The organism is Sphingomonas sp. NCPPB 2930, from assembly GCF_042867205.1.
GTDB lineage: Bacteria > Pseudomonadota > Alphaproteobacteria > Sphingomonadales > Sphingomonadaceae > Sphingomonas.
Map to the genome: position 1 here is coordinate 12,053 of NZ_JBHZQU010000015.1, position 24,732 is coordinate 36,784.

Here is a 24,732-nt window from a genome sequence, read left to right on the forward strand (position 1 = left end):
GGCGACGCGGTCACTCCGCATCGCCCGTCACATCCATCGGACCAGATGGGATCAACATTCAGGATGGCTTCTTCTCTCCCTCTCCCCTGGACAGGGGAGAGGGTTAGCGAAGCTTGCCAGCCTGCTGGCTAGCGCAGCTTGGGTGAGGGGTTGAGCGAGCCCAAAGGCTCGCGCGCTGCGCGCATGCACCCCTCACCCAGCTCCGACTAAGCCTTTGCTTTCGCAAAGACCAAGTCTGCGCAACCCTCTCCCCTCTGTGAGGGGCGAGGGAAGGACTAGCATCGCTGACTGTCGATCCGCCCTTAGCGCTTACTTGCCACGCAGCGTGTTGAGCAGCGCGATGCCGACCACGCCGCCCAGCGCGGCCGAGGCCAGCGGACGCTCGCGGACGAAGTCGCGGACCTGATCGAACAGCGGACGCACCGCCTGGTCGACGCTGGTCTTGGCGTCGCCGAAAGCCTTTTGGGTCTTGCCGCTCAGCTGTTCGCCCTTGCCTTCGGCCTGCATGGTCTTGTCGCCCAGCACGCCGCCCAGGCCTTCCTTGACCTGACCGCCGAAATTGGTGGCTGTGCCGTTGATCGTGTCGGTGTTCATCGAAAGATCTCCTTTCATGGGGCAGGAATGATTGGGGCATCAAACCCGCGAGGTCGCCGATGTTTCCGAAACGGCCGCGATGGAGAGCCGGGATCGACCGCCACGCGTCGTCGCGCCCTTTCCCCATCCGCCTAGCGTCGCTACATGCACGGCGATGGTCGCCGACCCCCTTGCCAAGCTCCACGAAGTTTTCGGGTACAGCCAGTTCCGGGGTGTCCAGGAACAGGTGGTCGACCGTGTCCTGAATCGCCAGCGGACGCTGGCGGTGATGCCAACCGGCGCGGGCAAGTCGCTATGCTACCAGCTGCCCGCCGTGATGATGGACGGATGCTGCGTCGTGGTCAGCCCGCTGATCGCGCTGATGCACGACCAGTTGCGCGCGGCCGAGGCGGTGGGAATCCGCGCCGCCACGTTGACCAGCGTCGACCAGAATCGCGCCGAGACGGTCGCGCGCTTCCGCGACGGCCAGCTCGACCTGCTCTATGTCGCCCCCGAACGCGCGTCGTCGGGGCATTTCCGCGAGCTGCTCGCCTCTGCGCCGCTCAGCCTGTTCGCGATCGACGAGGCGCATTGCGTCAGCGAATGGGGGCATGACTTCCGCCCCGATTACCGGCTGCTCGAACCGTTGATGGATGCGTTCCCCGACGTGCCCCGGCTCGCGCTGACCGCGACCGCCGATGCGCATACCCGCGCCGATATCGCCAAGCAGCTGGGCATTCCGGTCGAGGGGATGATCGTCTCGGGCTTCGACCGGCCCAATATCCGCTATGCGATCAGTCCCAAGGCCAATGTGAACCTGCAGATCGCGCGGGTGGTCGCCGACACGCCCGGCCCCGGCATCGTCTATGCCCAGACGCGCGCCGCGACCGAGAAGCTGGCCGAGGCGCTGGCCCGCACCGGGCGGCCGGTGCGCGCCTATCATGCCGGGCTGGACCCCGCGATCCGCGCCAAGAACCAGGCCGATTTCGTGGCGAGCGAGGATATGGTGATCTGCGCCACCGTCGCCTTCGGCATGGGGATCGACAAGCCCGATGTCCGCTTCGTCGCGCATGCCGGGCTGCCAAAGTCGATCGAGGCCTATTATCAGGAAACCGGGCGCGCGGGCCGTGACGGCGATCCGTCGGTCGCGCATCTCTTCTGGGGCGCGGAGGACTTCGCCCGCGCGCGCCAGCGCATCGCCGAGGTGGAGCCCGAACGCCAGCCCGGCGAGCGCGCACGGCTGGCGGCGCTGGGGGCGCTGGTCGAGACGGGCGGATGCCGCCGCCGCATCCTGCTGCGTCATTTCGGCGAGGATCTGGCCGAGGATTGCGGCAATTGCGACAATTGCCTGGGCTCGCCCGATGCGGTCGACGCAACGACGGTCGCGCAGAAATTCCTGTCCGCAGTGTTCCGCACCGGCCAGATGTTCGGCGCGGGCTATATCGAGCAGGTGCTGACCGGCCAGTCGACCGAGCGCAGCCTGATGAACGGGCATGAGGCGCTGTCGGTATGGAATATCGTCGACGGCGACGAGGTGGCGCTGCTCAAGCCGGTTCACCGCGCGCTGCTGCTGCGCGATGCGCTGCGCACCAATCATCACGGCGGGCTGGAGTTCGGCCCCGCCGCGCGCGCACTGATCAAGGGCGAGGCGCGGCTGTCGCTGGTCGTGCCGCCCAAGCGCGAGCGCAAGGGCCGTCGTGCCGCGCCGGTTGCCGCCAACCCGGCGGACAATCCGCTGTTCGAGGCGCTGCGCGCCAAGCGGCGCGAGCTGGCGCAGGAGGCCGGGGTGCCGCCTTACGTCATCTTCCATGATTCGGTGCTGCGCGACATGGCGGCGCAGCGCCCGACCAGCCGCGCGGCGCTGTCGCTGCTGTCGGGCATCGGCGCGCGCAAGCTGGATGCCTATGGCGAAGCCTTTCTGGCGGTGATCCGCGACGCCGGTTAGTATCGCTCGCGTTATGACCTACACCAGCCCTGCCCCGACCCTGACCACCGAGCGACTGATCCTGCGTGGTCACCATCCCGACGATCTCGACGCGCTGGCGGCGATGTGGGCCGAACCGGCGGTGTATGAGATGATCGGCGGCAAGCCCCGTCATCCAGAGGATGTGTGGATACGGCTGCTGCGCTCGATCGGGCAATGGACAGCATTCGGCTATGGCGCCTGGGTGGTATGCGACCGGGCGACGGGTGATGTGCTGGGCGATATGGGCCTGCTGGAATCGCGCCGTGAGATCACCCCGGCGCTGCTTGCGCCCGAAGCGGGCTGGACCCTGGCGACGGCGGCGCATGGCAAGGGCTATGCCGGTGAAGCGATGCGCGCGATCTTGGACTGGGCGGACGGGCAAGGCGTTGGGCGGACCTGCTGCATCATCGATCCAGGCAATGCGGCGTCGATCCGACTCGCGGAGAAGCTGGGTTACGCCGCGCCGATCGAGGGGGTTTACCACGACCGGCCGATCCGGATTTTCCACCGGGGGTAAACCCGGCCCTCTGTTCGCGGGGAGCGGAGTCGAAGCGCATGGGAATGCGCTCGCGGATGGGGCGGGGCATGGGCTTCGACTTCGCTCAGCCTGAACGGGGGCGGTGGTTTGTGCGAAGGCGCGGAGACGCAGCCCGCCCTCCGTTCGCACTGAGCGAAGTCGAAGTGCACGGGAATACGCTCGCGGATGGGGCGGGGCGTGGGCTTCGACTTCGCTCAGCCTGAACGGGCCGGGGGTTCGTGCCGAGGCGCGGAGACGCGGACCCGCCCTCCGTTCGCACTGAGCGAAGTCGAAGGGCACGGGAATGCGCTCGCGAATGGGGCTGGGGTTTGCGCGGGGGCGTGGAGAGGGAGTGCCCGGCCGAAGGCCACCTCTCTTCGCCGACGGTGCGGCAGGGGCGACGGGCGAACCGGTGCCTGACGCCCGTGCCCACCCAAACCTCTCTGCGCCTCCGCGCCTCCGCGCGAACAAAAGGCCAAGGACCGGACGATCGCGGTTCAAGCCCCGCCCCCAATGGGTTACACTGTCCGCCGTGACGCTTGCCCTGATCCTGTCCGCCATCGCCATGACGCTGATCGTCGGCGTCCGCTATCTGCTCGCCTCGGGCGCGTTCGCGCTGGCGACGCGGGCGCGGCATCCGAACCTCTATACCGGGCTCGACCCGCAGATCCGGCGCGAGATCGGGTGGAGCCTCGCCTCCGCCGCCATCTATGGCGTGCCCGCCGGGGTCGTCGCCTGGGGATGGCAGAATCGCGGATGGACGCAAATCTATGCCGACATCCATGCCTGGCCGCTCTGGTACTGGCCGGTCTCGATCCTGCTCTATCTGGTCGCGCACGACACCTGGTTCTACTGGACGCATCGCTGGATGCACCGCCCGGCGGTCTTCAAGGCCGCGCATGCCGTCCACCATGCCAGCCGCCCGCCCACCGCATGGGCGGCGATGGCGTTCCACCCGATCGAGGCGGTGACCGGCGCTGTGGTAATTCCGCTACTCGTTTTTCTTATTCCGATTCACATCGCCGCACTCGGCTTGGTGCTGACGATCATGACCGTTATGGGCGTCACCAACCATATGGGCTGGGAAATCTTCCCGCGCTTCATGTGGCGGGGGCACCTGGGGGGGTGGCTCATTACCGCAAGCCACCATCAACGGCATCATGAGCAATATGGGTGCAACTATGGACTCTATTTCCGTTTCTGGGACCGGCTTTGCGGCACCGACCGCGGCCTTGGCGATTTCGAGCGCGCCCATGCGCAGGCCGCGCGCCGTGTCGCTGGCGCTGATGCTGGCCGCGCTGCCGCTGATCGGCGCCGCGCCGGTCAGCCGGCTGGACATCGCGATTGACCAGCTGCGCTCGGCCAAGGGTTCGATCCGCCTGTGCCTGACCGCCGACCCCGACAATTTCCCCGCCTGTGTCGATGATGCGCGGGCGATGACCCGATCGGTGCCTGCGGGCCAGCGCGCCATCCATCTCGACGGCCTGCCCCATGGCAATTATGCCGCCGCCGTCATCCATGACGAGAATGACAATGCCAAGCTGGACACGCTGGCGGGCATCCCGCGCGAAGGCTTCGGCTTTTCGCGCAATCCGGCGATCCGCTTCGGCCCGCCGCGTTTCACCGCGGCCCGTTTCGCGCTCGATTCTGTTGCCGAAACACAACAGATCAGGATGCGGTACATATTCTGACACACAGCGCCGGAGCGAAATCGTTACCGTAGCGTTGCATTTCGGATAACCGATTCAGGGAGTTTTCCGTCTTGCGCCTTTTCTCGCGCTCCATCCTACGGGGTGCCGCCCCGCTGATCGCCCTGGGCGCCGCCTCCCTCTCGATGCCCGCCCAAGCCCAGGACAATGCGCCGGCCACCAGCCCGGCGGCGGCCGAAATGGCGGGGCAGCTCGGCAAGAACACGATCACCATCGGCCTGGGCGCGGCCTATCTGCCCGATTATGAGGGGTCGAAGGATTATTCCTTCAGCCCCGCCCCCGCCGCGCTCGCCTATATCGACGGGCATACCATCACCTATATCGGCAACCGCCTGTCGGTCGACCTGATCGGCGACAAGGCCAATCGCGACTGGGACATTCAGGCCGGACCGATCGGCGTGGTCAATCTGGACCGGACCACCAGCTCGGGAATCGACAATCCCCGCGTCCGCGCGCTGGGCAAGATCGGCGCGGCGGTCGAGCTGGGCGGCTATGTCGGCATCGGCAAGATCGGCGTCATCACCAGCCCCTATGACCGGCTGTCCGTCTCGCTCAGCTATCGCCACGACGTGACCGGCGTGCATGACAGCGGCATCTGGCAGCCTTCGGTCAATTATTTCACCCCGCTGTCGACCAAGGCGGCGGTCGGGCTGTTCGCCACCGCCGAACATGCCGGACGCGGCTATGCCCGGCGCTATTTCTCGATCACGCCCGATCAGAGCGCGGCGAGCGGCCTGCCCGTCTATAACGCGCGCAGCGGGTGGAAGGACTGGTCGATCGGCGGCCTCGCCACCTATTCGATCACCGGCAACCTGCTGAAGGGCTGGAAGGTTGTCGGCGGGCTGACCTATGGCCGGGAGCTGGGCAATTTCGCCGACAGCCCGATCGTGTCGCAGGTCGGTTCGCGCAGCCAGTGGCTGGGCGCGCTGGGGCTGGCCTACACCTTCTGACGCGAGCGGGGCGGGGCGGGAGCGACCGGCCCGCCCCTCATTCCTGCGGGCATTCGTCCGGGCGGGTGACCGGAGCCCCACCCATATACCATTGGCTGCGGTCGCCCATCGTCTCGCGGTCATGGTAGCAGACCTGGGCCTTGCCCGTCCTGGTATCCAGCGCCACCGTCCAGTTATTGTCGGCGCAGTCATGCGGGGTGCAGCCATGCGCGGCGATGCCGGACTTGCCCTGCGCGAAGATCGGCACCGTCACCGCGCCGCGCGACATGATCCGCCGCACCAGCGACTGGTCGCCGACCGCATCGTGCAGCGCGCTCGCCACCTCGGTCCGGTCGAAGAAGCTCACCCCGTCGACCGCGTCCCCCGGATAATGGCCGATATAGGCGGTCAGCGGATTGACCTGCGCCACGCCCGGGATCGGCGTCGGCCGCGCGGTGCCCGGCGGGGTGAAATTGCCCGGCGCCACGTCGGAGTCCGCATCCCCGTCCTTGCTGCCGCAAGCCGCGAGCGCCAGCAGCGCGAGGGGGGCGATCAGGGCAAGACGGCGCATCATACTCTCCTGAAAACATTCTTCTTTTGCAGTCGCGGGAACGCATCGACGCCGCGACCGGTTGCCGGGGCATGACGCCCCCTGCCCCACATGATGCCGCGCTCGATCGCTTTGTCGAGGCCCAGCTGACCCTGCATGACATCGCCCTGGCCGAACTGCGCGCCGGGCGAAAGCGAAGCCACTGGATGTGGTTCGTCTTTCCCCAGATCGCCGGACTGGGCCGCAGCGAGACCGCGCGCTTCTACGCCATCGCGGACGCGGTGGAGGCGCGGGCCTATCTGGCGCATCCGCTGCTCGGGGCCCGGCTGTACGAGGCCGTGGCGGCGGCGGTGGCCGCGCCCGGATCGGCGGAGGCGATATTCGGCGGTATCGATGCCATCAAGCTGCGATCCTCGCTGACCCTGTTCGCGGCGGTGGCGGACGATCCGGCCCCGTTCCGCCATGGGCTGGAGCGGTTCTTCGGAGGACGGCCGGACCCCGCCACGCTCGAACGGCTGAACCGCCCGGCGGGGTGACGCCGGGCGGCCCTTTCGGATGGCTCAGCTCTTGATCGTGACCGGGCCGGGGCCGGTGACGCTGGCGGACTGGTCGGCGGTCATCACGATCGTCCATTGCGCGGTCCCGTCACACACCGCGTTCCAGCTCGGATTGCCGTTGACCGGGGCGGCTTCCTTCATCGCGGTGACCGACTGGCAGCTCGCCCCCGACGGCCCGGCATCGCGGATCGCCCGGAACAGGACGCCGCGCCGCTGCCCCTCGGGAAGCGCACGGATCTTGGCGCCCAGCGCATCCGCACTCATCTCGCTGCCATTGGTGGTCACGGCCGCGCTGCTGTTATTGCCGGCTTCGGTCGAGGACCCGCAGGCGGCCAGCGGGAGCGCGGCGGCCACAACGGCGAGGGCGATGGTGGAACGCTTCATGATCTTCCTCCTCCAAATCGAACGCAGCGGCCGCGGGCGCGCGACCGTATCGCTTGCATAACGACTATCGGCGATCCCGGTTGCGCGGCCAAGACAGCTTCTGCATGACGGGACCATGAGCGACATTCACCTGCACGAGAGCTGGCTGCTGCCCTTACGCGGCGAGTTCGACGAACCCTATATGAAGGCGCTCAAGACCTTCCTGGCCGACGAGCGCGCCAGCGGCCAGCGGGTCTTTCCCCGGCCCAAGGACTGGTTCCGCGCGCTCGACCTGACCCCGTTGCCCGAGGTGCGCGTCGTGATCCTGGGGCAGGACCCCTATCATGGCGAGGGACAGGCGCATGGCCTGGCCTTCTCGGTCCAGCCGGGCGTCCGCCCGCCGCCCAGCCTGGTCAACATCTACAAGGAGATGGCGACCGACCTGGGCATCGCGCCGCCCTCCCACGGGCTGCTCGACCATTGGGCGCGGCAGGGGGTGTTGCTGCTCAACTCGGTCCTGACCGTGCGGATGGGCCAGGCCGCCTCGCATCAGGGGCGCGGGTGGGAGCGGTTCACCGACGCGGTGATCCGCGCCGTCGCTGCCAAGCCCGAGCCGGTCGTCTTCATCCTGTGGGGCGCCTATGCCCAGAAAAAGGCGGGCTTCGTCCGCGAGATGGGGGGCGGGCGGCATTGCGTCCTGACCTCAGTCCACCCCTCGCCCCTGTCGGCACGCGGCGGCTTTTTCGGGTCGAAGCCCTTTTCGCGCGCCAACGCCTTTCTGGTCGAGCATGGCCGCGAGCCGATCGACTGGGCACTGCCGCCGCTGGACTGATCTGTAATCACACTGGCATCATTTCCGCCAAGCGCGCATAGGGCCCGCCATTCCACCGATCAGATAAGGGACAAGGGCGATGGCCGACGACGAATATGTCTATGACGAAGCGACCGGCGAATGGATCAGCGCGGCCGATGCGGCGGCCAGGGCCGGGACGGCCGATGACGATGCGGTCGTCGTGCGCGACTCGGTCGGCAATGTGCTGAACGACGGGGATCAGGTGACGCTGATCAAGGACCTGACCGTCAAGGGCGCAGGCCAGACGCTGAAGCGCGGCACGCTGATCAAGTCGATCCGCCTGACCGGCGACGCGCAGGAAATCGACTGCAAGTTCGACGGGATCAAAGGGCTGGTGCTGCGCGCGGAGTTTGTGCGGAAGCGGTGAGGGTTGACGTTCGGAGGACCGTAGGAGAGCTTCGGCTCATGCAAGCCGTCTCCTACGCCGAAGCGTCCGAGAATCTGGAGGCGATGATCGACAAGGTCGTCGCCGACCGCGCGCCACTCGCGATCACCCGCCAGTGGGGCGATGGCGCCGTGCTGGTATCCGCCAGCGATGGGCCTCGATAGAGAGAGCCGTACATCCTAGTGTATCCAGCTGAAGACTTGCTTTATAAATCTACAACGCAAAGAGGTCGATCGGCTTGGTGGCCGTTTACTTATTCGCCTTTACCCACTTTAAAGCGATGCGGTCGTTTATATATTCCTCGAATGGCCTATCCGATTGAACGAAAGCTGGTTGTTGGAATCACATCGTCTGCTCTATTCGATTTTACGGCAGAGCACGAAATTTTCCAAACCGAAGGGCTCGAGGCTTTTAAAAAATATCAGATTGCAAATCGGAAAAAGCCCCCCGCCCCCGGCGCAGCATTCCCCTTCATTAAACGTCTCTTGGGACTGAACAGGAAGTTTCCAGAACAGTCCCCTGTTGAGGTGGTCATCCTGTCGCGCAACGATCCTGCTGCCGGTGCCCGCATCATGGACGCCATTCCCGGCTATGACCTCGATATATCGAGATACTTCTTTTTATCAGGAACGAGCCCCTATCCGTACATGAAAGCCGTCAACGCTTGTCTGTATCTGAGCACGGATAAGGATGAGGTGAAAACGGCTGTCGCAGAAGGGCATCCGGCCGGGTACGTGCTGCCCTGTGCGGCCGTTGATGACGAGTTGGATACGCAGTTGAGAATTGCGTTCGACTTTGACGGCATCTTGGTCGACGATGAAGCCGAACAACAGTATGCAAAGGGTGGACTCGACCTATTTCGCCACCACGAGATCGAGCATAGCGCACGTCCGCTAAAGGACGGTCCCCTAATGCCTCTGCTGCAAAAGATTTCTATTGTACAACAAATTGAGCGAGACAATCCTCAGCAGATTAACGATAGAGACAAGGCGGTACGAGTCGCTATCGTCACGGCCCGCAATGCGCCGGCACATGAGAGAATGATGACGACACTCGCGCATCACGGCATCGAGGTTGACGAACTATTCTTAACCGGTGGCATTGAGAAAAAGAATATTCTCGATGTCTTGCGCCCCCAAATTTTCTTTGACGACCAGCTTGGCCACCTTGAGCCAGCCTCCGGAAGCACGCCGTGTGTGCACATTCCGTTTGGCGTAAGAAATACGTCTCCATTGCCTATCTAGTTATGGATGCACCATCCCACGGCCTTCGACTTCGCTCAGGCTGAACGGAGGCTGGGAATTGGGGCCGCATCCTCGTCGGGTGCGGCCCCTTTTTCGTCACTCCGCCGGAAGGTAAACCTCCCCGCCCTTCTCGCGGAATTTCTCGCTCATTTGCTGCATCCCCGCCTCGGCGTCCTCCGCCGCGACGAAGGTTTCGACCGGGGCATTCTGCTTCGCCGCGAATTCGCGCACTTCCTGCGTGATCTTCATCGAGCAGAATTTCGGGCCGCACATCGAACAGAAATGCGCGGTCTTGGCGCCCTCCGCCGGGAGCGTCTGGTCGTGGTAGGATTCCGCCGTGTCGGGGTCGAGCGACAGGTTGAACTGATCGCGCCAGCGGAACTCGAAGCGGGCGCGGCTCAGCGCGTCGTCGCGCATCTTGGCGGCCGGGTGCCCCTTGGCCAGATCGGCGGCATGGGCGGCCAGCTTGTAGGTCACCACCCCGACCTTCACGTCGTCGCGGTCGGGCAGGCCCAGATGCTCCTTGGGCGTGACGTAGCAGAGCATCGCCGTGCCGTACCAGCCGATCATCGCCGCGCCGATACCGCTGGTGATATGGTCGTAACCCGGCGCGATGTCGGTCGTCAGCGGCCCGAGGGTATAGAAGGGCGCCTCGCCGCACGCCTCCAGCTGCTTGTCCATATTCTGCTTGATCTTGTGCATCGGCACATGGCCGGGGCCCTCGATCATGACCTGCACGTCCTGTTCCCAGGCGCGCTTGGTCAGTTCGCCCAGCGTGTAGAGCTCGGCGAACTGCGCCTCGTCATTGGCGTCGGCGATCGCGCCGGGGCGCAGGCCGTCGCCCAGCGAATAGGCGATGTCATAGGCCTTCATGATCTCGGTGATCTCGTCGAAGCGTTCGTAGAGGAACGACTCCTTGTGATGCGCCAGGCACCACTTCGCCATGATCGAGCCGCCGCGCGACACGATGCCGGTGACGCGCTTGGCGGTCAGCGGGATATAGGGCAGGCGCACGCCCGCATGGATGGTGAAATAGTCGACGCCCTGCTCGGCCTGTTCGATCAGCGTGTCGCGGAAGATTTCCCAGGTCAGCTCCTCGGCGATGCCGCCGACCTTTTCCAGCGCCTGATAGATGGGGACGGTGCCGATCGGCACGGGCGAGTTGCGGATGATCCATTCGCGCGTGTCGTGGATGTTGCGCCCCGTCGACAGGTCCATGACCGTGTCCGCGCCCCAGCGGATCGACCAGACCAGCTTGTCGACCTCGGACGCGACATTGGAGGCGACCGCCGAATTGCCGATATTGGCGTTGATCTTGACCAGGAAGTTGCGGCCGATCGCCATCGGTTCGGATTCGGGGTGGTTGATGTTGTTGGGGATGATCGCCCGGCCGCGCGCCACTTCGTCGCGGACGAATTCGGGGGTCACGTAATCGGGGATGGCAGCGCCGAAGCTCTCGCCGTCGCGGACATATTCGCGCAGCATCTCGCGGCCCAGATTCTCGCGGGTCGCGACATATTCCATCTCGGGCGTGATGATGCCTTTGCGGGCATAGTGCATCTGGCTGACGTTCATGCCGGGCTTGGCGCGCAAGGGGCGGTTCAGCCCGGTGCGCGGGAATTGCGGCACGCCTCCCGACCGGTCGGGGCCGAGCTGGCCATTGTCCTCGGGGCGGATTTCGCGACCGTCATAGGCCTCGACATCGCCGCGCGCCTCGATCCAGTCGCGGCGGATCTGCGGCAGGCCCGCCATGATGTCGATGCGGGCGTTCGGATCGGTATAGGGGCCGCTGGTGTCATAGACACGCAAGGGCGGCTCGCCCGAAGACGGGTCGAGATGGATTTCGCGCATCGCGACGCCCAGGGGCCCGACATGAATCTTCTTCGACCCACGAATGGGGCCAGTGGTGACGCCAATTTCAGCCTTTGCGGGGATATCTGCCATAGTCCACTCCATGCGGAGGAAACGGACCATGAGAGACGGGGCCGCTCCCTCCCTACGCCGGTGTCAGCCGGATCAGGTTCAGCGGGTCGGGGGCTCCTGCCCCCCTCTCAAGCGCAGGTCAGCGCTCCCCCGGGGATGGACCCTGCATAAGCGCAAATCGCGCCAAGCAGAAGGGCTTTCCGCCGAAATGCCCCGCGCGGCCGGGCGACACATGAAAAGCCCCGGTCGGCCAGGGGCTGGCGGCCGACCGGGGCAATCACCCCTTGCGGGACAGAATGCGTCAGCCGCTGGCCGCGCTGGTCCGTACATTGCCGTTCAGGCCGCTCGGGAAGAAGCCGCCGCCGGTCACCGCCGCCTTGTTGAGATAGACGACGTTCAGCACCTGGCCCGGCGTGCGGGCAAAGGCGATCGCGTTGGAATCGGCGGGCACGATATTCGCCGACGTAACGCCATTGGCGGTGACGGTGATGCCCTGATCGAGGTCGGTCGAGCCGTCCAGGCTGTCACGCGCGTCCGAAATCTGGTTCGCCGCGGTGATCAGCGTTCCGTTGCTCAGACCCTTGCGATAGATGACCGAGCGGACCAGACCCGCATGATAGGCCTCGGCCGCGTGGATGCCCGCCGCCGCCTCGACAAAGGTCTTGTTGGAGAGCAGCGTGACCCCGCCCATATAGGCGGTGACACCGACATCCTCGAAGATATAGGCGGCGAGCAGGAAATTCTCGTCCGAGGCATAGGGGTCGAAGGTTCCGGTCGATCCGATCACCCCGGCCGCGCGCGCCGCCGCCGTGAAGGCGCCATTGGCATCGCCCGACAGGTTGATGGCAGGCTGCGCCACCGCGCTGGAGCCCAGGGCGTTGCGCAGGAAGGTGACGTGCGCGATCTCGTCATAGGCGATCTCGCGGGCATATTGCGCCACCAACGGATCCTGGAACGCGACCTGGCGCGGCTGTCCGCTGGTGCTGGTCGCGACCGAGCCTTGCGTCCCCGTCCCGGCCTGAAGCGAGGAGGACAGGCCCGCGCCGAACGCGGCATAGCTGTAGAATTGCGCTTCCAGATATTCCAGCTGAAGCGCGAAGTTCAGGACATCGGCATCGGTGACGGTACCCGCCGTCGCGGTCGGGGTGGGCGTCGGCAGGACGATGACGTCGTTATCGTCGCTGCCGCAGGCGCCCAGCATGGCCAGCCCACCCACCGCACCGGCCCCGGCGGCCATACGCATGAAACGGCGACGATCGGACCGGCGCTTGGCCGAAGCCTCTTCGATCACATCGAGAATGAAGCGTTCTTCGCTCATGATGAAAAATCCTCTCGGAACGAGGAAAAAGGGGGAGATCAGTTGGCCGCGCTCGCGCGCAGGGTGCCGTTGACGCCGGCGGGGAAGAACCCGCCCAGCGTGGCCGACGCCTTGTTGAGATAGACGATGTTCAGCACCTGCTGCGGCGTGCGGCTGAACGCGATCCCGTTGGAATCGAGCGGCACGATGTTGGACACCTGCTGTCCGCCGACCGTGGTCGCGGCAATGCCCTGATCCAGGTCGGTGGTCCCGTCCAGGCTGTCGCGCGCGTCCGAGATCTTGCCCGCCGCGGTAATCAGCGCCGGGGTCTGAATACCCTTGGCATAGAGCGTCGTGCGGACGATCGCGGCATGATAGGCCTCGACCGCCAGGATTCCGGCAGCCGCCTGGAGAAAGGTCTTGTTGCTGATCAGCGGTGAGGCCCCCTTATAGGCGGTCACGCCGACATCCTCGAAGATATAGGCGCCGAGCAGGAAATTCTCGTCCGAGGCGTAAGGGTCGAAGGTCGCGTTGGAGTCGATCACGCCCGACGCGCGCGCCGCCGCGGTGAACGCGCCGTTCGCGTCGCCCGAGATGTTGATCGCGGGCTGCGCCACCGCCGAACTGCCGAGCGCGGTGCGCAGGAACGCAACATGCGCGGCTTCGTCGGCCGCGATCTCGCGGGCATATTGCTCGACGATCGGGTCGGTGAACGTCACCTTCTTGCCGCCGGTGACCGCGCCCTGCGTGCCCGTGCCGGTCAACTGGCTGGAGGCGAGGCCGGTGCCGTTGGCGGCAAAGGCATAGAATTGCGCTTCAAGATATTCGAGGTTCAACGCAAAATTCAGGATATCCGCGTCGGTGATCGTCGACTGGGCCCCCGCCTTGCTGGTCAGGGTAAAGGCCGCGACGCCGGCGGCGGCGGCGCCCATCGCCGTCTTGAAGAACTCGCGTCGTTGATCGCGGCGCTGGGCCCGTGCGTCGAATGCGTCGAGCAGGTGTGCGCTTTCGGTCATCATGCTCCTCCCGGTATGGAACCCCCGCAAGTCTATCTGTCGGCTCTTTGCCAGCAGATAGACTTGCAAGAGGGTCAAGCGGGAAGACTTTTCAGGGTAAAGCCCAACGCCCGACCGAAAAGCGAAACGTTACGTCCGCAGGAAAAGACGCAACTCTTTTCACCTGTCCGGTTAGACCGCGACTCGATACGACGAAACGTTCAGGGAGCAAGACGAATCGATTGCGCCTCGGCCAGATAGACCGCGAACATGTCGTCCGGATCGCTCCATTGCGCGACCGGGGTCCAGCCGCCCGCGCGCAGCAGGATCTTGGCATCGCGGGGGCCGTATTTGTGGCTGTTCTCGGTGTGGATCGTCTCGCCCGCGGCCATGGCGAAGGGGCGGCCCTCGATGGTGAAGGCGACGTCGCGGGTCGCGGCCAGGTGCATCTCGATTCGCGAGCGATCGTCGTTCCACACCGCGCGGTGGCGGAACGCCTCGACCGGGATGGTGCCGTCCAGCTCGCGGTTGATCCGGTCGAGCAGGTTGCGGTTGAACGCCGCCGTCACGCCCTGCGCATCGTCATAGGCGGGGACCAGGATCTCGCTGGACTTGGCGCGGTCCATCCCGATCAGCAGCATCGCCCCCTCGCCCAACGAACCGCGCATCGCGCGCAGCAGGTCGGTCGCCATGGCGGGCGTCATGTTGCCGATCGTCGAGCCGGGGAAGAAGCCCAGCTTCGGCGCCTCCGCCACCATCGCGGGCAGCGCCAGCGGGTGCATGAAATCCCCCTCCAGCGGATGGATGGGCAGGTCGGGAAAGGCCTGTTGCAGATTGCGCGCGGATTCGCGCAGGAAGTCGCCCGAAATGTCGATCGGCACATAGGCCGACGGCTCGACGCAGCGCAGCAGCACCGGCGTCTTGGTCGAGGAGCCCGATCCGAACTCGACCACCGCGCGCCCCTTGCCGACATGCGCGACGAGGTCGGGGCAGATGGTCTTCAGGATCGCGGTCTCGGCGCGGGTGGGATAATATTCGGGCAGGTCGGTGATCGCCTCGAACAGCTCGGACCCCTTGCGGTCATAGAACCAGCGCGCGGGGATGGCGCGGGGGCGGCGCTCCAGTCCGGCGAGGACATCGGCACGGAAGGCGGGATCGGTCAGCGACATCTGACCATCCTCGATCTCGGGCTTCAGCATGATTACAGGTCCTTTGCCAGACGGACGCCGGTGAACTGCCAGCGCTGATGGGGGTAGAAGAAGTTGCGATAGGATGCGCGGGCATGGCCGCGCGGCGTCGCGCAGCTGCCGCCGCGCAGGACGAACTGCCCGTTCATGAACTTGCCATTATATTCGCCGACCGCCCCCTCGACGGCGCGGAAGCCGGGATAGGGACGATAGGCGCTGCCGGTCCATTCCCAGACATCGCCGAAAAAGGCAGGGCCATGGGTCGCAGGACGCGGCTCGGACGCGCCGCCCGTCTCCATCTGGTTGCCCCCCGCCGGATCATGCGCGGCGGCGGCGGCTTCCCACTCCATTTCGGTCGGCAGGCGCGCGCCCGCCCAGCTGGCAAAGGCATCCGCCTCGTAGAAGCTGACATGCGTCACCGGGGCGGCGGGATCGACCGCGCGGCGGCCGTCCAGCCCGAAACGGGTCCAGCCGCCGTCGCGCTCTTCCCAATAGAGCGGCGCGGCGATCCCCTCTCCCTTCACCCAGGCCCAGCCATCCGACAGCCAGAGCCGGGGATCGCGATAGCCACCATCGGCGATGAACTGCATCCATTCGGCATTGGTGACCGTGCGATCGGCGATGGCATGAGGATGGAGCAGGGCCTCATGGCGCGGCCCTTCGCAGTCGAAGGCGAAGCCCTGTCCGTCATGGCCGATCCGGACCACGCCCGCCTGCCCCTCGATCCAGCCGATCGGGCCGGGCATCGCGACGGGGGCCTTGGGCTCGGGCGGGTAGAGCGCGGGCTCCAGCGGGTTTTCGGAGAAGAGGTGCAGGATGTCGGTGACGAACAGCTCCTGATGTTGCTCCTCGTGATGGCATCCCAGCGCGACCAGCTCGCGCGCCGCGTCGGGCAGATCGGGCAGCGCCGCCAGCAGCGCGGCATCGACATGCGCGCGGTACGCCCGCACCTCGTCCAGCGTCGGGCGGGTGATCATCCCGCGACGATGGCGCGCATGGCGTTTGCCTTCCGCCTCGTAATAGCTGTTGAACAGGAAGGGAAAGCGGGGATCGTGCAGCCGATAGTCCGGCACATGGTCGCGCAGCACGAACGTCTCGAAGAACCAGGTCGTGTGCGCCATGTGCCACTTGGCGGGCGAGGCGTCGGGCATCGACTGGACGGTGGCGTCGGCGTCGGACAACGGCTCGGCCAGCGACAGGGTCAGCGCGCGGACGGCGCGATAGCGGGATGCCAGTTCGTCGGCAGGCGTCGGCGCCGTCGCGGACGACGGTACGAGGGTCGGCATTCGGCTGCTCCCCGGATTGCGGGGAACAGCGACCGGCCCGTTACCGTCTCGCCCGCACCCCTCCTGGAACCCAAAGAACGTCCGATGCGCCGTTTTTGTTCACCACCCGTGCCGCGACGAACAGCCAGTCCGACAGGCGGTTGAGATAGGCGAGCGCGGACGGATTGGTCGCCTCATGCTCCGAAAGCGCGACGCCCGCCCGCTCGGCCCGCCGCGTGATCGCGCGCGCCAGATGCAGATGCGCCGCCGCCGGCGTGCCGCCGGGCAGGATGAAGCTGGTCAGCGGTGCCAGCGCCGCGTTCATCGCGTCGATCTCGTCCTCCAGCCGCACGACCTGTTCGGGCAGGATGCGCAGCGCCCCCTCGACATGGTCGGGCGTGGCGAGATCGGCACCCAGGTCGAACAGGTCGTTCTGGATTCGCGTCAGCTGCTCGGCGAGCGGTCCCTCCATGCTCAGCAGCGCGACGCCGATCGCGCTGTTCGCCTCGTCCACCTCGCCGATCGCGATCAGCCGCGCATCCGCCTTGGACCGGCGCGACCCGTCGACCAGCCCGGTCGTGCCCGCATCGCCGGTGCGGGTGTAGATCTTCGTCAGCTTGACCATCGGATCAGGTCCGCCCCGCCAGGAACAGCAGCAGCACGACGATGGTGATCGCCAACGCCTGGAAGAAGATGCGCTGCTGCATCATCCGGTTGGATTTCAGCTGCGACGCGGTCGGCCCCTCGCCCTTCGCCTCCGCCGTGGCTTCCTGCAGGAAGGTGATGATGCCGCGCACCAGCGCGACCAGGGTGGCGAGCATCGCCGCGATCAGCAGGATCACGAGAAATGTGGTCATGCCGGGGAGCTTACGCCTCCCCCAGCCGAAATCCAGCGGGAAGCATATTGCGGCGCAGCGCGTCCGCCAGCGCGCGACCATCCTCGCCGCCCTCGCGCATCGCCGCCAGCGCGGGCGCGCCGTGGCGCTTGGCGAGCCGCTGGCCATCGGCGCCCAGGATCAGCGGATGATGATGATAGAGCGGCGTCGGCAGGCCGAGCAGCGCCTGGAGCAGCCGGTGGACATGGGTGGCGTCGAACAGGTCGACCCCGCGCACCACATGGGTGACGCCCTGCGCGGCATCGTCGACCGTCACCGCCAGATGATAGCTGGCGGGCGCATCCTTGCGCGCCAGGATCACGTCGCCATGCGCCAGCGGATCGGCGGCGACGATGCCCGCGCGGTCGTCCTGCCAGCTCAGCGGCCCCGTGCGTCCGGCGGCGCGCGCCATGTCGAGACGCCAGCCATGCGGCATCGCCATCCGCGCGGCGCGCGCCTCGGGGGACAGATGGCGGCACGTCCCCGGATAGATCGCCACGGCCCCATGCGGCGCCGACAGGCTGGCGGCGATCTCGGCACGGGTGCAGAAACAGGGATAGAGCAGATCGGCCAGGCGCGCCTGCGCCGCCGCATACAGGTCCAGCCGATCCGACTGGAAGGACAGATCGTCCCATTCCAGCCCCAGCCATTCCAGGTCGCGCAGGATCGTGTCGACATGTTCGGGTCGGCTGCGCGTGCCGTCGATATCCTCGATGCGCAGCAGGAAGCGCCCGCCGCCCGCGCGCGCCAGATCATGCGCCCGCACCGCCGACAGCGCATGGCCCAGATGCAGCCGCCCGGTCGGGCTGGGCGCGAACCGCGTGACGGGGCGGGTGGCGGGCGGGTGGGCTCCGCTCATCGCCCGCCCCCTTGACCGCGTTTCCCATCCCATGTTCTCATAGCGTCCAGTGTCATAGCCATGTCACGCGCCTGCGCGAATAGCGTCGGCGTACCACGAAGGGAGGAGCTGTGTTTCATCCCGACCTGATCCGACACCCGGACTCTTGTCCGGCACTCGTGCTGAATGCGGACTATACGCCGCTGTCCTATTATCCGCTGTCGGTCTGGCCCTGGCAGACCGCGGTGAAGGCCGTGTTCCTCGACCGGGTGGATATCGTCGCCCATTATGAGCGCGAGGTGCGCAGCCCGACCGCCAAGGTCAAGCTGCCCTCGGTCATCGCGCTGAAGCAATTCGTGAAGCCGTCGCAATTTCCGGCCTTCACCCGCTTCAACCTGTTCCTGCGCGACCGCTTCTCCTGCCAATATTGCGGATCACATCGCGACCTGACCTTCGACCATGTCATCCCGCGCGCCCAAGGGGGCCGGACGACCTGGGAGAATGTCGTAACCGCCTGCGCGCCCTGTAATCTGAAGAAGGGCGGGCGCACCCCGCGCCAGGCCGGAATGCCGCTGCATATCGAGCCGATCCGCCCGACAAACTGGCATTTACAGGAACATGGCCGCAGCTTCCCGCCCAATTATCTGCATGAAACATGGCACGACTGGCTGTACTGGGACGTTGAGCTGGAAGCGTAACGAACCTGGGAGTCGGCGATGCGGGAATGGGCGATAGGCCTCGGGATGGTGGCGATGCTGGCGACGGCGGCGTGCGGCAAGAAGGAAGAGAATCGCGCCGAAGCCGATCGCGCCGCCGCCAAGGCGGGCTTCGTCCCCCCCTCGGTCACGTCCCGCGTCGATTTCGGCAGCATGATGGCGCGCCGCTTCCGCGAACTCGACCGCGATGGCAACGACATCATCACCGCCGACGAAATGCCCGCGAGCCGTTCGCGCCTGTGGGAGCTGGATCGCAACAAGGACGGCGAGATCACCGAAAGCGAGTTTTTCGAAGGGATGCTGGCGCGCTTCGACCGGATGGACCTGAACCGCGACGGCACCGTGACCTCCGAGGAACGCGAGGCATCGCGCACCGAGCGCCCCGCCACCCCGACCAACCCGGTCGCGACGGGCGCGACCAGCGGCGCACCGGGGAATATGAACTGAGCCGAAGGGCGGCGGCGCCCGCTCGCCCGCCGCGCCGCTTCCGCGTCAACAGGGATCGGCGCTGGGGAGGAACGGCCCCGATCGGTCCCGCTCGCCGTCATGCACCGGATCGATCGCCAGCATGAGGCGGCGACCGCCACCGGGCGGCGCACGGCGGAGGACCCTGGGCGGGTCGAGCAGCATCCGCCCCTTGAACACGCCCACCGCCCCGGTCGGCACCTCGCAGATCGCGTCCGGCCCCTCGGCGCAGCACCATTGGAGGCCGGGGCCGATATAGGTGCATCGCAGCGCGATGGGGGTGCGGTCGGCGTGGAACTGGTGGCTGCCCCCGCCCTCGCTGACCGCGAGCCGGACGCGCAGGCGATCCTCGCCGGTCAGCGCGGCGAGACGCCGGACGAGACGGTCGATGTCCGCCCCCAGCATCTCGCGCACCGCCCGCGCATATCCCGCCGCGCGCAAGGCGGCCTCCACCGATCCGCCGAGATCGATCTCGACCGACAGGCTGTCGACACCGTCCAGGTCGAGCGCGTCCAGCGCCGCCCGGAGCGGCGGGGGCAAGCGACGCCACCAGATGGCCAGAGCCGTATCGGGCCGCGCGATATGATCAAGCAGCGCGCTATCGCCACCGATGGCGATCCGCCGCGCCATGCCGATCGCGGTCATCGCCCCGGCGTTACGGCTGATAGGGCAGCGACGACTGGTGAAGGATGATCCGCACCCTCCCATCCTCGCATTGCTTGAACACGAAGCTCTTGTTCACGAAGATATGGCTGTCATCCTCGCCGATGAAGTGCACGTTGCACTGCACGATCGCCAGGTCGCCGTGCAGGATATAGTCGAGCTTGCTGTACCAGACCTTCACCCAGGGCTTCAGCTTGAACCCCTTGTCGTCGGGAAAGTCCGCATTGCCGCCGACGAAATAGGAGAGCGCCCCCTCCTTGGTCGGGCGATAGGTCTTCGCGCCGAAGGTCAGCGTCGGCTTGAACAGCACCTTGCCATGGTCGTAATCATAATTGTCGCTCAGGATCCGGGACGCAAAGGCCCCGACATCGCCGCCCTCGGCATGAACCCGGCCGACCGCCACCACATTGTCGCACCAGGTCTGTAGCGCCGTGTGGACCAGCTCTTCGGTGAACATCGTTCCTGCCTTTCTCCAATGGTCGGGATGCCGTTCGCGACCACGCGGGAGCGCGTCGACCAGCCGACATCCAGCCCCGCTTTTGCCCTTTATGATATTACATATCATCACTGGTCTGTAAGGAAATCTTGCTGCGGCGGACACTTCGACAAGCGACGCGCCCCGCCGCATGCCAGCACGCAATTTTGCGGTCCGATGACACAGGATATTATACCAAAATTGCGGTCCGCAATCGGTTGACGCCCGCCCTATTGCGTTGCAGCAATGCGCGCATGACGAAACTGCCTCCCATCGCGAACAATCCCGATATCCGTTTCCTGGGCGCGCAACTGGGCGACGTGATCCGTCGCTATGGCGGCGATGCGCTGTTCGAGGCGACCGAGGCGATTCGCCGCGCCTCGGTCGATCGATACCGGGGACTGGGGGAGGACGGCTCGGTCGACCTCCAGCTGGAACGCCTCGCGCTCGACGAGACGCTGGATTTCGTGCGCGGCTTCATGCTGTTCTCGATGCTCGCCAATCTGGCCGAGGACCGGCAGGGCATCGCGCGCGAACCCGGCACCGACATTGCCGAGGTGCTGGCAACGCTGGCCGACAAGGGCATCGACCGCGACGCCGCGATGGAGCTGCTGGGCCGTTCGCTGGTCGTCCCCGTCCTGACCGCGCACCCGACCGAGGTGCGGCGCAAGAGCATGATCGACCACCGCAACCGCATCGCCGAGCTGCTGGCGATGCGCGATGCCGGGCGCGACGTCACCCCCGACGGCGACGATGTCGAGGCCGCGATCGGGCGCCAGATCGCGCTCCTGTGGCAAACCCGCGTGCTGCGTCGCGAGCGGCTCTATGTCACCGACGAGGTGGAGACCGCGCTGTCCTATCTGCGCGACGTCTTCCTGCCGGTGCTGCCCGCGCTCTATCAGCGCTGGGACAAGGCGTTCGGCACGCGCGTCCCCGCTTTCCTTCGCACCGGATCATGGATCGGCGGCGACCGCGACGGCAATCCCTTCGTCACCGCCGAATCGCTGACCACCGCGCTGGCGCGCGCGGCCGAGGCGGTGCTGGGCCATTATTGCGACGCGATCCACGCGCTGGGGGCCGAGCTGTCGATCTCGACCGGCCATGCCGAGGTGGACGAGGCGGTGCTGGCGCTGGCCGAGGCGAGCGGCGACGAGGCGCTCAGCCGCTCGGACGAACCCTATCGCCGCGCGCTGTCGGGCATCTATGCGCGGCTCGCCGCGACGCATCAGGCGCTGACCGGCAAGCCCGCGCCGCGCCCCGGCCGCCTGACCGGCGAACCCTATCCCGATCCCAAGGCGCTGCGCACCGATCTGGTCGCGATCGCGCGCGGGCTGGCGGCGCGCGGCGACGGCGCGCTGGCGAGCGGCGGCGCGCTCGGGCGGCTGATCCGCGCGGTCGAGACGTTCGGCTTCCACCTCGCCACGCTCGACCTGCGGCAGAATTCGGCGGTACACGAACGGGTCGTCGCCGAGCTGCTGAAGGTCGCAGGCGTCGAGGCGGATTATCTCGCGCTGGACGAAGAGGCGCGCGTCGCGCTGCTCCGCCGCGAACTGGCCAATGCCCGGCCGCTGTTCAGCCATTATGCCGAATATTCGGACGAGACGCGCTCCGAACTGGCGATCGTCCAGGCCGCCGCCGATGCGCATGCCCGGTACGGCCCCAAGTGCATCACCAACTATATCGTCTCGATGGGCAAGTCGGTGTCCGACCTGCTCGAGATCAACCTGATGCTGAAGGAATTCGGCCTCTACCGCCCCGGCGAGCCCGCCACCGCCGCGATCATGGCGGTCCCCCTGTTCGAGACGATCGAGGACCTGGAGGCGGGGCCAGAGATCATGCGCGCCTATTTCGCGCTGCCCGAGATCGCCGCCATCGTCCGCGCGCGCGGGCATCAGGAGGTGATGATCGGCTATTCGGACTCGAACAAGGATGGCGGTTACCTGACCTCCACCTGGTCGCTGTCCAAGGCGTCGAGCGCGTTCCGCCCGGTGTTCGACGCGGCGGGGGTGCAGATGCAGCTGTTCCACGGGCGCGGCGGCGCGGTCGGGCGCGGCGGCGGCAGCGCCTTTGCCGCGATCCGCGCGCAACCGCACGGCACGGTGCAGGGCCGCATCCGCATCACCGAACAGGGAGAGGTGATCGCGGGCAAATATGGCACGCGCGACTCCGCGCTGACCAATCTCGAGGCCATGGCCTCGGCCACCCTGCTCGCCAGCCTGGAGCCCGAACATCTCTCCCCGGCCGAGAATGCGCGCTTCACCGCCGCGATGGAGCAATTGTCGGCGACCGCCTTCACCACCTATCGCGGCCTCGTCTATGGGACCGAGGGGTTCCGCACCTTCTTCCGCCAGATGACCCCGATCGCCGAGATTGCGGGCCTGAAGATCGGCAGCCGCCCGGCCAGCCGCAAGAAGTCCGACGCGATCGAGGACCTGCGCGCCATTCCCTGGGTGTTCAGCTGGGCGCAGGCGCGCGTCATGCTGCCGGGCTGGTTCGGCGTCGGCACCGCCATCGCCAATTTCGAGGACAAGGCGCTGCTGGCCGACATGGCCAAGAACTGGCCGTTCTTCGCCGCGACGCTGGCGAATATGGAGATGGTGCTCGCCAAGTCGGACATCGGCATCGCGCGCCGCTATGCCGGGCTGGTCGAGGACGAAGCCTTGCGGGATTCGATCTTCGGGCGCATCCATGACGGCTGGCACCGCGCGCGCGACGGGCTGCTGGCCGTGACGGGGCAGACGCGGCTGCTGTCGGACAATCCGGCGCTGGAGGCGTCGATCCGCCTGCGCCTGCCCTATATCGAGCCGCTGAACCTGCTCCAGATCGAGCTGATGAAGCGCCACCGCGCGGGCGAGGACGATCCGCGCATCGGCGAGGGCATCCTGCTGTCGATCAACGGCATCGCCACCGCGCTGCGCAACAGCGGGTAAGAGCGTGACCGATTTCGTGGTCCGGTACGAAGGGGGCCTGCGCTGCCGGACCGAGCATCCCGAGTCCGGCGCGGTGCTGGTCACCAACGCCTCGCCGGAACTGGGGGGCAGCGGCGAAGGCTTTTCGCCGAGCGACCTTTTGTCGGTGTCGCTGGGCGGTTGCGTGCTGAGCATCATGGCGATGGCGGGGCGCGTCGCCGGGCTGGAACTGGCGGGCGCGACGGCGACCGTCACCAAGGAGATGGGCAACGCCCCGCGCCGGATCACGACCCTGGCCGTGACGGTGCGCGTGCCGGGCCGCTATGACCCGGCGCAGCGCAAAAGGCTGGAAGCGGCGGCGGCGGCCTGCCCGGTCCATGCGGTGCTGGGCATCGACGCGCCGATCACCATCCTGTGGGACGAGGACTGACGGCCCGATGGCCTTCCCTCTCCCCTGTCCAGGGGAGAGGGGAAGAAGCAGCAATGCTGCATGTCGATCCGCCGGGAAGGAATTCAGCGCCCGACCTGCCGCGCTTCCTCGGCGGTGAAACCCTCGACCATCGCGCGGAAGGTCGCCTCCGCCACATCGGGGTTTACCCCTTGCCGCGCGGCCTTTTCGCGGATGCGCGCCAGGATCTGGCGGATTCGCGCTTCATCGCGCACCGTCGCGGCGGAGGTCTTGAACCGCCCGGCCTGCGCGACATAGCGCGACCGCTCGGCCATCAGACGCAGGATCTGGTCGTCGATCCGGTCGATATTGGTCCGCACCTCGCCCAGATTGCGGCAACACGGCGTCGGCGCGGGGCTCGCGGCGGTCAGCAGGGCGGCCGCTACGGGCCAGAGCATCGATCGCATATCCGATTTTCCCGGTGGAAGCCGGCGGACGGATACGCCCCCATGCCGCGACCGGCCAAGACCGCAGCCCTGCGATCGGCCGTGCGGGCGGGTGCGGCTGTCGTGGATCGCTCAGGCGAGCGCGCGTTGCCGCTCGCCGCGTTCGTGCGCCAGCAGCCATTGCTTGACCGCCAGCCCGCCCGCAAAGCCGGTCAGCGTCCCGTTCGCGCCGATCACCCGGTGACAGGGAGTGACGATCGACAGCGGATTGCGGCCATTCGCCGCCCCCACCGCGCGCGAGGCCCCCGGCCGCCCGATCGCGGCGGCCAGCGCGGCGTAGCTGCGCGTCTCGCCGTAAGGGATGGCGTTCAGGCCGGTCCACACCGCTTTCTGGAAGTCCGTGCCCTCGGGATCGAGCGGCAGGTCGAAGGTGCGGCGCCGTCCATCGAAATAGTCGCGCAACTGGCGCACCGCCTCGGCCAGCACGGCATGGGCAGGATCGTCGCGCCGTTCGGGCAATCGGACCCGCCCTGCCCGTTCCTCGGCCCACAGGACGGCGCGCAGGCCGCGCTCGCTGGCGACAAGGGTCAGTTCGCCGACCGGCGAGGCCATGGTGCATTCGCTCAACATGGGGCCGACCCTAA

The 24,732-nt window shown here is 66.8% G+C and carries 29 protein-coding genes and 1 riboswitch; of the genes, 14 read left to right on the top strand and 15 right to left on the bottom strand.

Translation table 11 applies throughout. The features are described 5' to 3' along the window. Positions 1-309: 309 nt before the first annotated feature. Positions 310-594 (bottom strand): CsbD family protein, encoded by a 285-nt coding sequence (locus tag ACFX59_RS14970; protein ID WP_387433250.1) that lies wholly within the window; start codon positions 592-594, stop codon positions 310-312. A 154-nt stretch (positions 595-748) separates the two neighbouring features. On the opposite strand from ACFX59_RS14970, the gene recQ reads away from it, so the two are divergent. The 5 genes from recQ (at position 749) to ACFX59_RS14995 (ending at position 5,715) form a co-directional block, all read left to right on the top strand. Further along, on the top strand, positions 749-2,518 hold the full coding sequence (gene recQ, locus ACFX59_RS14975) for a DNA helicase RecQ (protein WP_307104657.1): 1,770 nt from the start codon (positions 749-751) through the stop codon (positions 2,516-2,518). Positions 2,519-2,531: 13 nt separating this feature from the next. Continuing rightward, a complete protein-coding gene (locus ACFX59_RS14980) occupies positions 2,532-3,056 on the top strand; it encodes a GNAT family N-acetyltransferase (RefSeq protein ID WP_387433253.1) in 525 nt (174 codons plus the stop codon). A 565-nt stretch (positions 3,057-3,621) separates the two neighbouring features. Next, complete coding sequence (locus tag ACFX59_RS14985; RefSeq protein WP_387433363.1) at positions 3,622-4,404, top strand: sterol desaturase family protein; 783 nt, start codon at positions 3,622-3,624, stop codon at positions 4,402-4,404. Further along, positions 4,310-4,747, top strand: coding sequence for a DUF2141 domain-containing protein (locus ACFX59_RS14990; protein WP_307101189.1), 438 nt, complete (start codon positions 4,310-4,312; stop codon positions 4,745-4,747). Before ACFX59_RS14985 ends, ACFX59_RS14990 begins: the two co-directional genes overlap by 95 nt. A 71-nt stretch (positions 4,748-4,818) precedes the next feature. Next, positions 4,819-5,715, top strand: coding sequence for a MipA/OmpV family protein (locus ACFX59_RS14995; protein ID WP_354296255.1), 897 nt, complete (start codon positions 4,819-4,821; stop codon positions 5,713-5,715). A 37-nt stretch (positions 5,716-5,752) separates the two neighbouring features. On the opposite strand, the gene ACFX59_RS15000 is transcribed toward ACFX59_RS14995, so the two are convergent. Continuing rightward, a complete protein-coding gene (locus ACFX59_RS15000; protein WP_307101193.1) occupies positions 5,753-6,265 on the bottom strand; it encodes a hypothetical protein in 513 nt (170 codons plus the stop codon). 71 nt (positions 6,266-6,336) lie between these two features. On the opposite strand from ACFX59_RS15000, the gene ACFX59_RS15005 reads away from it, so the two are divergent. After that, positions 6,337-6,780, top strand: a complete 444-nt coding sequence (locus ACFX59_RS15005; RefSeq protein ID WP_387433258.1) for a DUF1810 domain-containing protein — start codon at positions 6,337-6,339, stop codon at positions 6,778-6,780. Between the two features lie 24 nt (positions 6,781-6,804). Here ACFX59_RS15005 and ACFX59_RS15010 read toward each other — a convergent pair whose 3' ends face one another. Then, positions 6,805-7,185 (bottom strand): hypothetical protein, encoded by a 381-nt coding sequence (locus ACFX59_RS15010; RefSeq protein ID WP_387433261.1) that lies wholly within the window; start codon positions 7,183-7,185, stop codon positions 6,805-6,807. A gap of 115 nt (positions 7,186-7,300) precedes the next feature. Between ACFX59_RS15010 and ung the strand changes: the two genes are divergently transcribed. From ung to ACFX59_RS15030, 4 genes are all read left to right on the top strand, one after another. Further along, positions 7,301-7,996 (top strand): uracil-DNA glycosylase, encoded by a 696-nt coding sequence (ung, locus tag ACFX59_RS15015; RefSeq protein WP_307101198.1) that lies wholly within the window; start codon positions 7,301-7,303, stop codon positions 7,994-7,996. 79 nt (positions 7,997-8,075) lie between these two features. Continuing rightward, positions 8,076-8,384, top strand: coding sequence for an alkylphosphonate utilization protein (locus ACFX59_RS15020; RefSeq protein ID WP_387433263.1), 309 nt, complete (start codon positions 8,076-8,078; stop codon positions 8,382-8,384). A 38-nt stretch (positions 8,385-8,422) separates the two neighbouring features. Next, positions 8,423-8,566: a type II toxin-antitoxin system Phd/YefM family antitoxin gene (locus ACFX59_RS15025; protein WP_387433266.1), complete on the top strand. Its 144-nt coding sequence runs from the start codon at positions 8,423-8,425 to the stop codon at positions 8,564-8,566. Between the two features lie 141 nt (positions 8,567-8,707). Next, positions 8,708-9,646 carry a 5'-nucleotidase gene (locus ACFX59_RS15030; RefSeq protein WP_387433268.1) on the top strand — a complete coding sequence of 313 codons (939 nt, stop codon included), beginning with the start codon at positions 8,708-8,710 and terminating at the stop codon, positions 9,644-9,646. Between the two features lie 96 nt (positions 9,647-9,742). Here the strand turns inward: ACFX59_RS15030 and thiC are convergent, their stop codons facing one another. The 8 genes from thiC to gluQRS all read right to left on the bottom strand — a co-directional run bounded on the left by thiC (position 9,743) and on the right by gluQRS (position 18,047). After that, the gene (thiC, locus tag ACFX59_RS15035; RefSeq protein WP_387433271.1) at positions 9,743-11,590 is read right to left on the bottom strand and encodes a phosphomethylpyrimidine synthase ThiC; all 1,848 of its coding nucleotides are present in this window, start codon (positions 11,588-11,590) and stop codon (positions 9,743-9,745) included. Positions 11,591-11,635: 45 nt separating this feature from the next. Continuing rightward, a riboswitch (TPP riboswitch) is annotated at positions 11,636-11,726 on the bottom strand. 144 nt (positions 11,727-11,870) lie between these two features. Further along, entirely contained in the window at positions 11,871-12,887 is a 1,017-nt protein-coding gene (locus tag ACFX59_RS15040; protein WP_387433274.1) for a ferritin-like domain-containing protein, read from the bottom strand. 38 nt (positions 12,888-12,925) lie between these two features. After that, on the bottom strand, positions 12,926-13,882 hold the full coding sequence (locus ACFX59_RS15045) for a ferritin-like domain-containing protein (protein ID WP_387433365.1): 957 nt from the start codon (positions 13,880-13,882) through the stop codon (positions 12,926-12,928). Positions 13,883-14,082: 200 nt separating this feature from the next. Beyond that, positions 14,083-15,060 (bottom strand): L-histidine N(alpha)-methyltransferase, encoded by a 978-nt coding sequence (gene egtD / locus ACFX59_RS15050; RefSeq protein ID WP_387433277.1) that lies wholly within the window; start codon positions 15,058-15,060, stop codon positions 14,083-14,085. A gap of 2 nt (positions 15,061-15,062) precedes the next feature. Further along, positions 15,063-16,334 carry an ergothioneine biosynthesis protein EgtB gene (gene egtB, locus ACFX59_RS15055; RefSeq protein WP_387433280.1) on the bottom strand — a complete coding sequence of 424 codons (1,272 nt, stop codon included), beginning with the start codon at positions 16,332-16,334 and terminating at the stop codon, positions 15,063-15,065. Between the two features lie 40 nt (positions 16,335-16,374). Then, entirely contained in the window at positions 16,375-16,938 is a 564-nt protein-coding gene (locus ACFX59_RS15060) for a cob(I)yrinic acid a,c-diamide adenosyltransferase (protein ID WP_387433283.1), read from the bottom strand. Positions 16,939-16,942: 4 nt separating this feature from the next. Beyond that, positions 16,943-17,170 (bottom strand): twin transmembrane helix small protein, encoded by a 228-nt coding sequence (locus tag ACFX59_RS15065; protein WP_307101213.1) that lies wholly within the window; start codon positions 17,168-17,170, stop codon positions 16,943-16,945. A 10-nt stretch (positions 17,171-17,180) separates the two neighbouring features. Beyond that, positions 17,181-18,047, bottom strand: coding sequence for a tRNA glutamyl-Q(34) synthetase GluQRS (gene gluQRS, locus ACFX59_RS15070; protein ID WP_387433285.1), 867 nt, complete (start codon positions 18,045-18,047; stop codon positions 17,181-17,183). A gap of 110 nt (positions 18,048-18,157) precedes the next feature. On the opposite strand from gluQRS, the gene ACFX59_RS15075 reads away from it, so the two are divergent. Beyond that, positions 18,158-18,724, top strand: coding sequence for an HNH endonuclease (locus tag ACFX59_RS15075; RefSeq protein WP_261270221.1), 567 nt, complete (start codon positions 18,158-18,160; stop codon positions 18,722-18,724). Positions 18,725-18,769: 45 nt separating this feature from the next. Next, positions 18,770-19,189 (top strand): hypothetical protein, encoded by a 420-nt coding sequence (locus ACFX59_RS15080; RefSeq protein WP_309737099.1) that lies wholly within the window; start codon positions 18,770-18,772, stop codon positions 19,187-19,189. A 45-nt stretch (positions 19,190-19,234) separates the two neighbouring features. Here the strand turns inward: ACFX59_RS15080 and ACFX59_RS15085 are convergent, their stop codons facing one another. Further along, entirely contained in the window at positions 19,235-19,852 is a 618-nt protein-coding gene (locus ACFX59_RS15085) for a DUF1826 domain-containing protein (protein ID WP_387433288.1), read from the bottom strand. Between the two features lie 10 nt (positions 19,853-19,862). Continuing rightward, positions 19,863-20,327 carry a hypothetical protein gene (locus ACFX59_RS15090; protein WP_309700533.1) on the bottom strand — a complete coding sequence of 155 codons (465 nt, stop codon included), beginning with the start codon at positions 20,325-20,327 and terminating at the stop codon, positions 19,863-19,865. Between the two features lie 272 nt (positions 20,328-20,599). Between ACFX59_RS15090 and ppc the strand changes: the two genes are divergently transcribed. Both ppc and ACFX59_RS15100 read left to right on the top strand, forming a co-directional pair. Then, on the top strand, positions 20,600-23,275 hold the full coding sequence (gene ppc, locus ACFX59_RS15095) for a phosphoenolpyruvate carboxylase (RefSeq protein ID WP_387433290.1): 2,676 nt from the start codon (positions 20,600-20,602) through the stop codon (positions 23,273-23,275). A 4-nt stretch (positions 23,276-23,279) separates the two neighbouring features. Beyond that, positions 23,280-23,684, top strand: coding sequence for an OsmC family protein (locus ACFX59_RS15100; protein ID WP_387433292.1), 405 nt, complete (start codon positions 23,280-23,282; stop codon positions 23,682-23,684). Between the two features lie 83 nt (positions 23,685-23,767). On the opposite strand, the gene ACFX59_RS15105 is transcribed toward ACFX59_RS15100, so the two are convergent. Next, positions 23,768-24,100, bottom strand: coding sequence for a chorismate mutase (locus ACFX59_RS15105; protein WP_307101227.1), 333 nt, complete (start codon positions 24,098-24,100; stop codon positions 23,768-23,770). Positions 24,101-24,220: 120 nt separating this feature from the next. Continuing rightward, entirely contained in the window at positions 24,221-24,718 is a 498-nt protein-coding gene (locus ACFX59_RS15110) for a methylated-DNA--[protein]-cysteine S-methyltransferase (protein WP_387433296.1), read from the bottom strand. Positions 24,719-24,732 lie beyond the last annotated feature (14 nt).

Coding starts and splice junctions, on each gene's coding strand:
- ACFX59_RS14970 (WP_387433250.1), bottom strand. CDS start 594: ATGAACACCGACACGATCAACGGCACAGCCACCAATTTCGGCGGTCAG.
- recQ (WP_307104657.1), top strand. CDS start 749: ATGGTCGCCGACCCCCTTGCCAAGCTCCACGAAGTTTTCGGGTACAGC.
- ACFX59_RS14980 (WP_387433253.1), top strand. CDS start 2,532: ATGACCTACACCAGCCCTGCCCCGACCCTGACCACCGAGCGACTGATC.
- ACFX59_RS14985 (WP_387433363.1), top strand. CDS start 3,622: ATGACGCTGATCGTCGGCGTCCGCTATCTGCTCGCCTCGGGCGCGTTC.
- ACFX59_RS14990 (WP_307101189.1), top strand. CDS start 4,310: ATGCGCAGGCCGCGCGCCGTGTCGCTGGCGCTGATGCTGGCCGCGCTG.
- ACFX59_RS15000 (WP_307101193.1), bottom strand. CDS start 6,265: ATGCGCCGTCTTGCCCTGATCGCCCCCCTCGCGCTGCTGGCGCTCGCG.
- ACFX59_RS15005 (WP_387433258.1), top strand. CDS start 6,337: ATGACGCCCCCTGCCCCACATGATGCCGCGCTCGATCGCTTTGTCGAG.
- ACFX59_RS15010 (WP_387433261.1), bottom strand. CDS start 7,185: ATGAAGCGTTCCACCATCGCCCTCGCCGTTGTGGCCGCCGCGCTCCCG.
- ung (WP_307101198.1), top strand. CDS start 7,301: ATGAGCGACATTCACCTGCACGAGAGCTGGCTGCTGCCCTTACGCGGC.
- ACFX59_RS15020 (WP_387433263.1), top strand. CDS start 8,076: ATGGCCGACGACGAATATGTCTATGACGAAGCGACCGGCGAATGGATC.
- ACFX59_RS15025 (WP_387433266.1), top strand. CDS start 8,423: ATGCAAGCCGTCTCCTACGCCGAAGCGTCCGAGAATCTGGAGGCGATG.
- ACFX59_RS15030 (WP_387433268.1), top strand. CDS start 8,708: ATGGCCTATCCGATTGAACGAAAGCTGGTTGTTGGAATCACATCGTCT.
- thiC (WP_387433271.1), bottom strand. CDS start 11,590: ATGGCAGATATCCCCGCAAAGGCTGAAATTGGCGTCACCACTGGCCCC.
- ACFX59_RS15040 (WP_387433274.1), bottom strand. CDS start 12,887: ATGAGCGAAGAACGCTTCATTCTCGATGTGATCGAAGAGGCTTCGGCC.
- ACFX59_RS15045 (WP_387433365.1), bottom strand. CDS start 13,882: ATGACCGAAAGCGCACACCTGCTCGACGCATTCGACGCACGGGCCCAG.
- egtD (WP_387433277.1), bottom strand. CDS start 15,060: ATGCTGAAGCCCGAGATCGAGGATGGTCAGATGTCGCTGACCGATCCC.
- egtB (WP_387433280.1), bottom strand. CDS start 16,334: ATGCCGACCCTCGTACCGTCGTCCGCGACGGCGCCGACGCCTGCCGAC.
- ACFX59_RS15060 (WP_387433283.1), bottom strand. CDS start 16,938: ATGGTCAAGCTGACGAAGATCTACACCCGCACCGGCGATGCGGGCACG.
- ACFX59_RS15065 (WP_307101213.1), bottom strand. CDS start 17,170: ATGACCACATTTCTCGTGATCCTGCTGATCGCGGCGATGCTCGCCACC.
- gluQRS (WP_387433285.1), bottom strand. CDS start 18,047: ATGAGCGGAGCCCACCCGCCCGCCACCCGCCCCGTCACGCGGTTCGCG.
- ACFX59_RS15080 (WP_309737099.1), top strand. CDS start 18,770: ATGGTGGCGATGCTGGCGACGGCGGCGTGCGGCAAGAAGGAAGAGAAT.
- ACFX59_RS15085 (WP_387433288.1), bottom strand. CDS start 19,852: ATGACCGCGATCGGCATGGCGCGGCGGATCGCCATCGGTGGCGATAGC.
- ACFX59_RS15090 (WP_309700533.1), bottom strand. CDS start 20,327: ATGTTCACCGAAGAGCTGGTCCACACGGCGCTACAGACCTGGTGCGAC.
- ppc (WP_387433290.1), top strand. CDS start 20,600: ATGACGAAACTGCCTCCCATCGCGAACAATCCCGATATCCGTTTCCTG.
- ACFX59_RS15105 (WP_307101227.1), bottom strand. CDS start 24,100: ATGCTCTGGCCCGTAGCGGCCGCCCTGCTGACCGCCGCGAGCCCCGCG.
- ACFX59_RS15110 (WP_387433296.1), bottom strand. CDS start 24,718: ATGTTGAGCGAATGCACCATGGCCTCGCCGGTCGGCGAACTGACCCTT.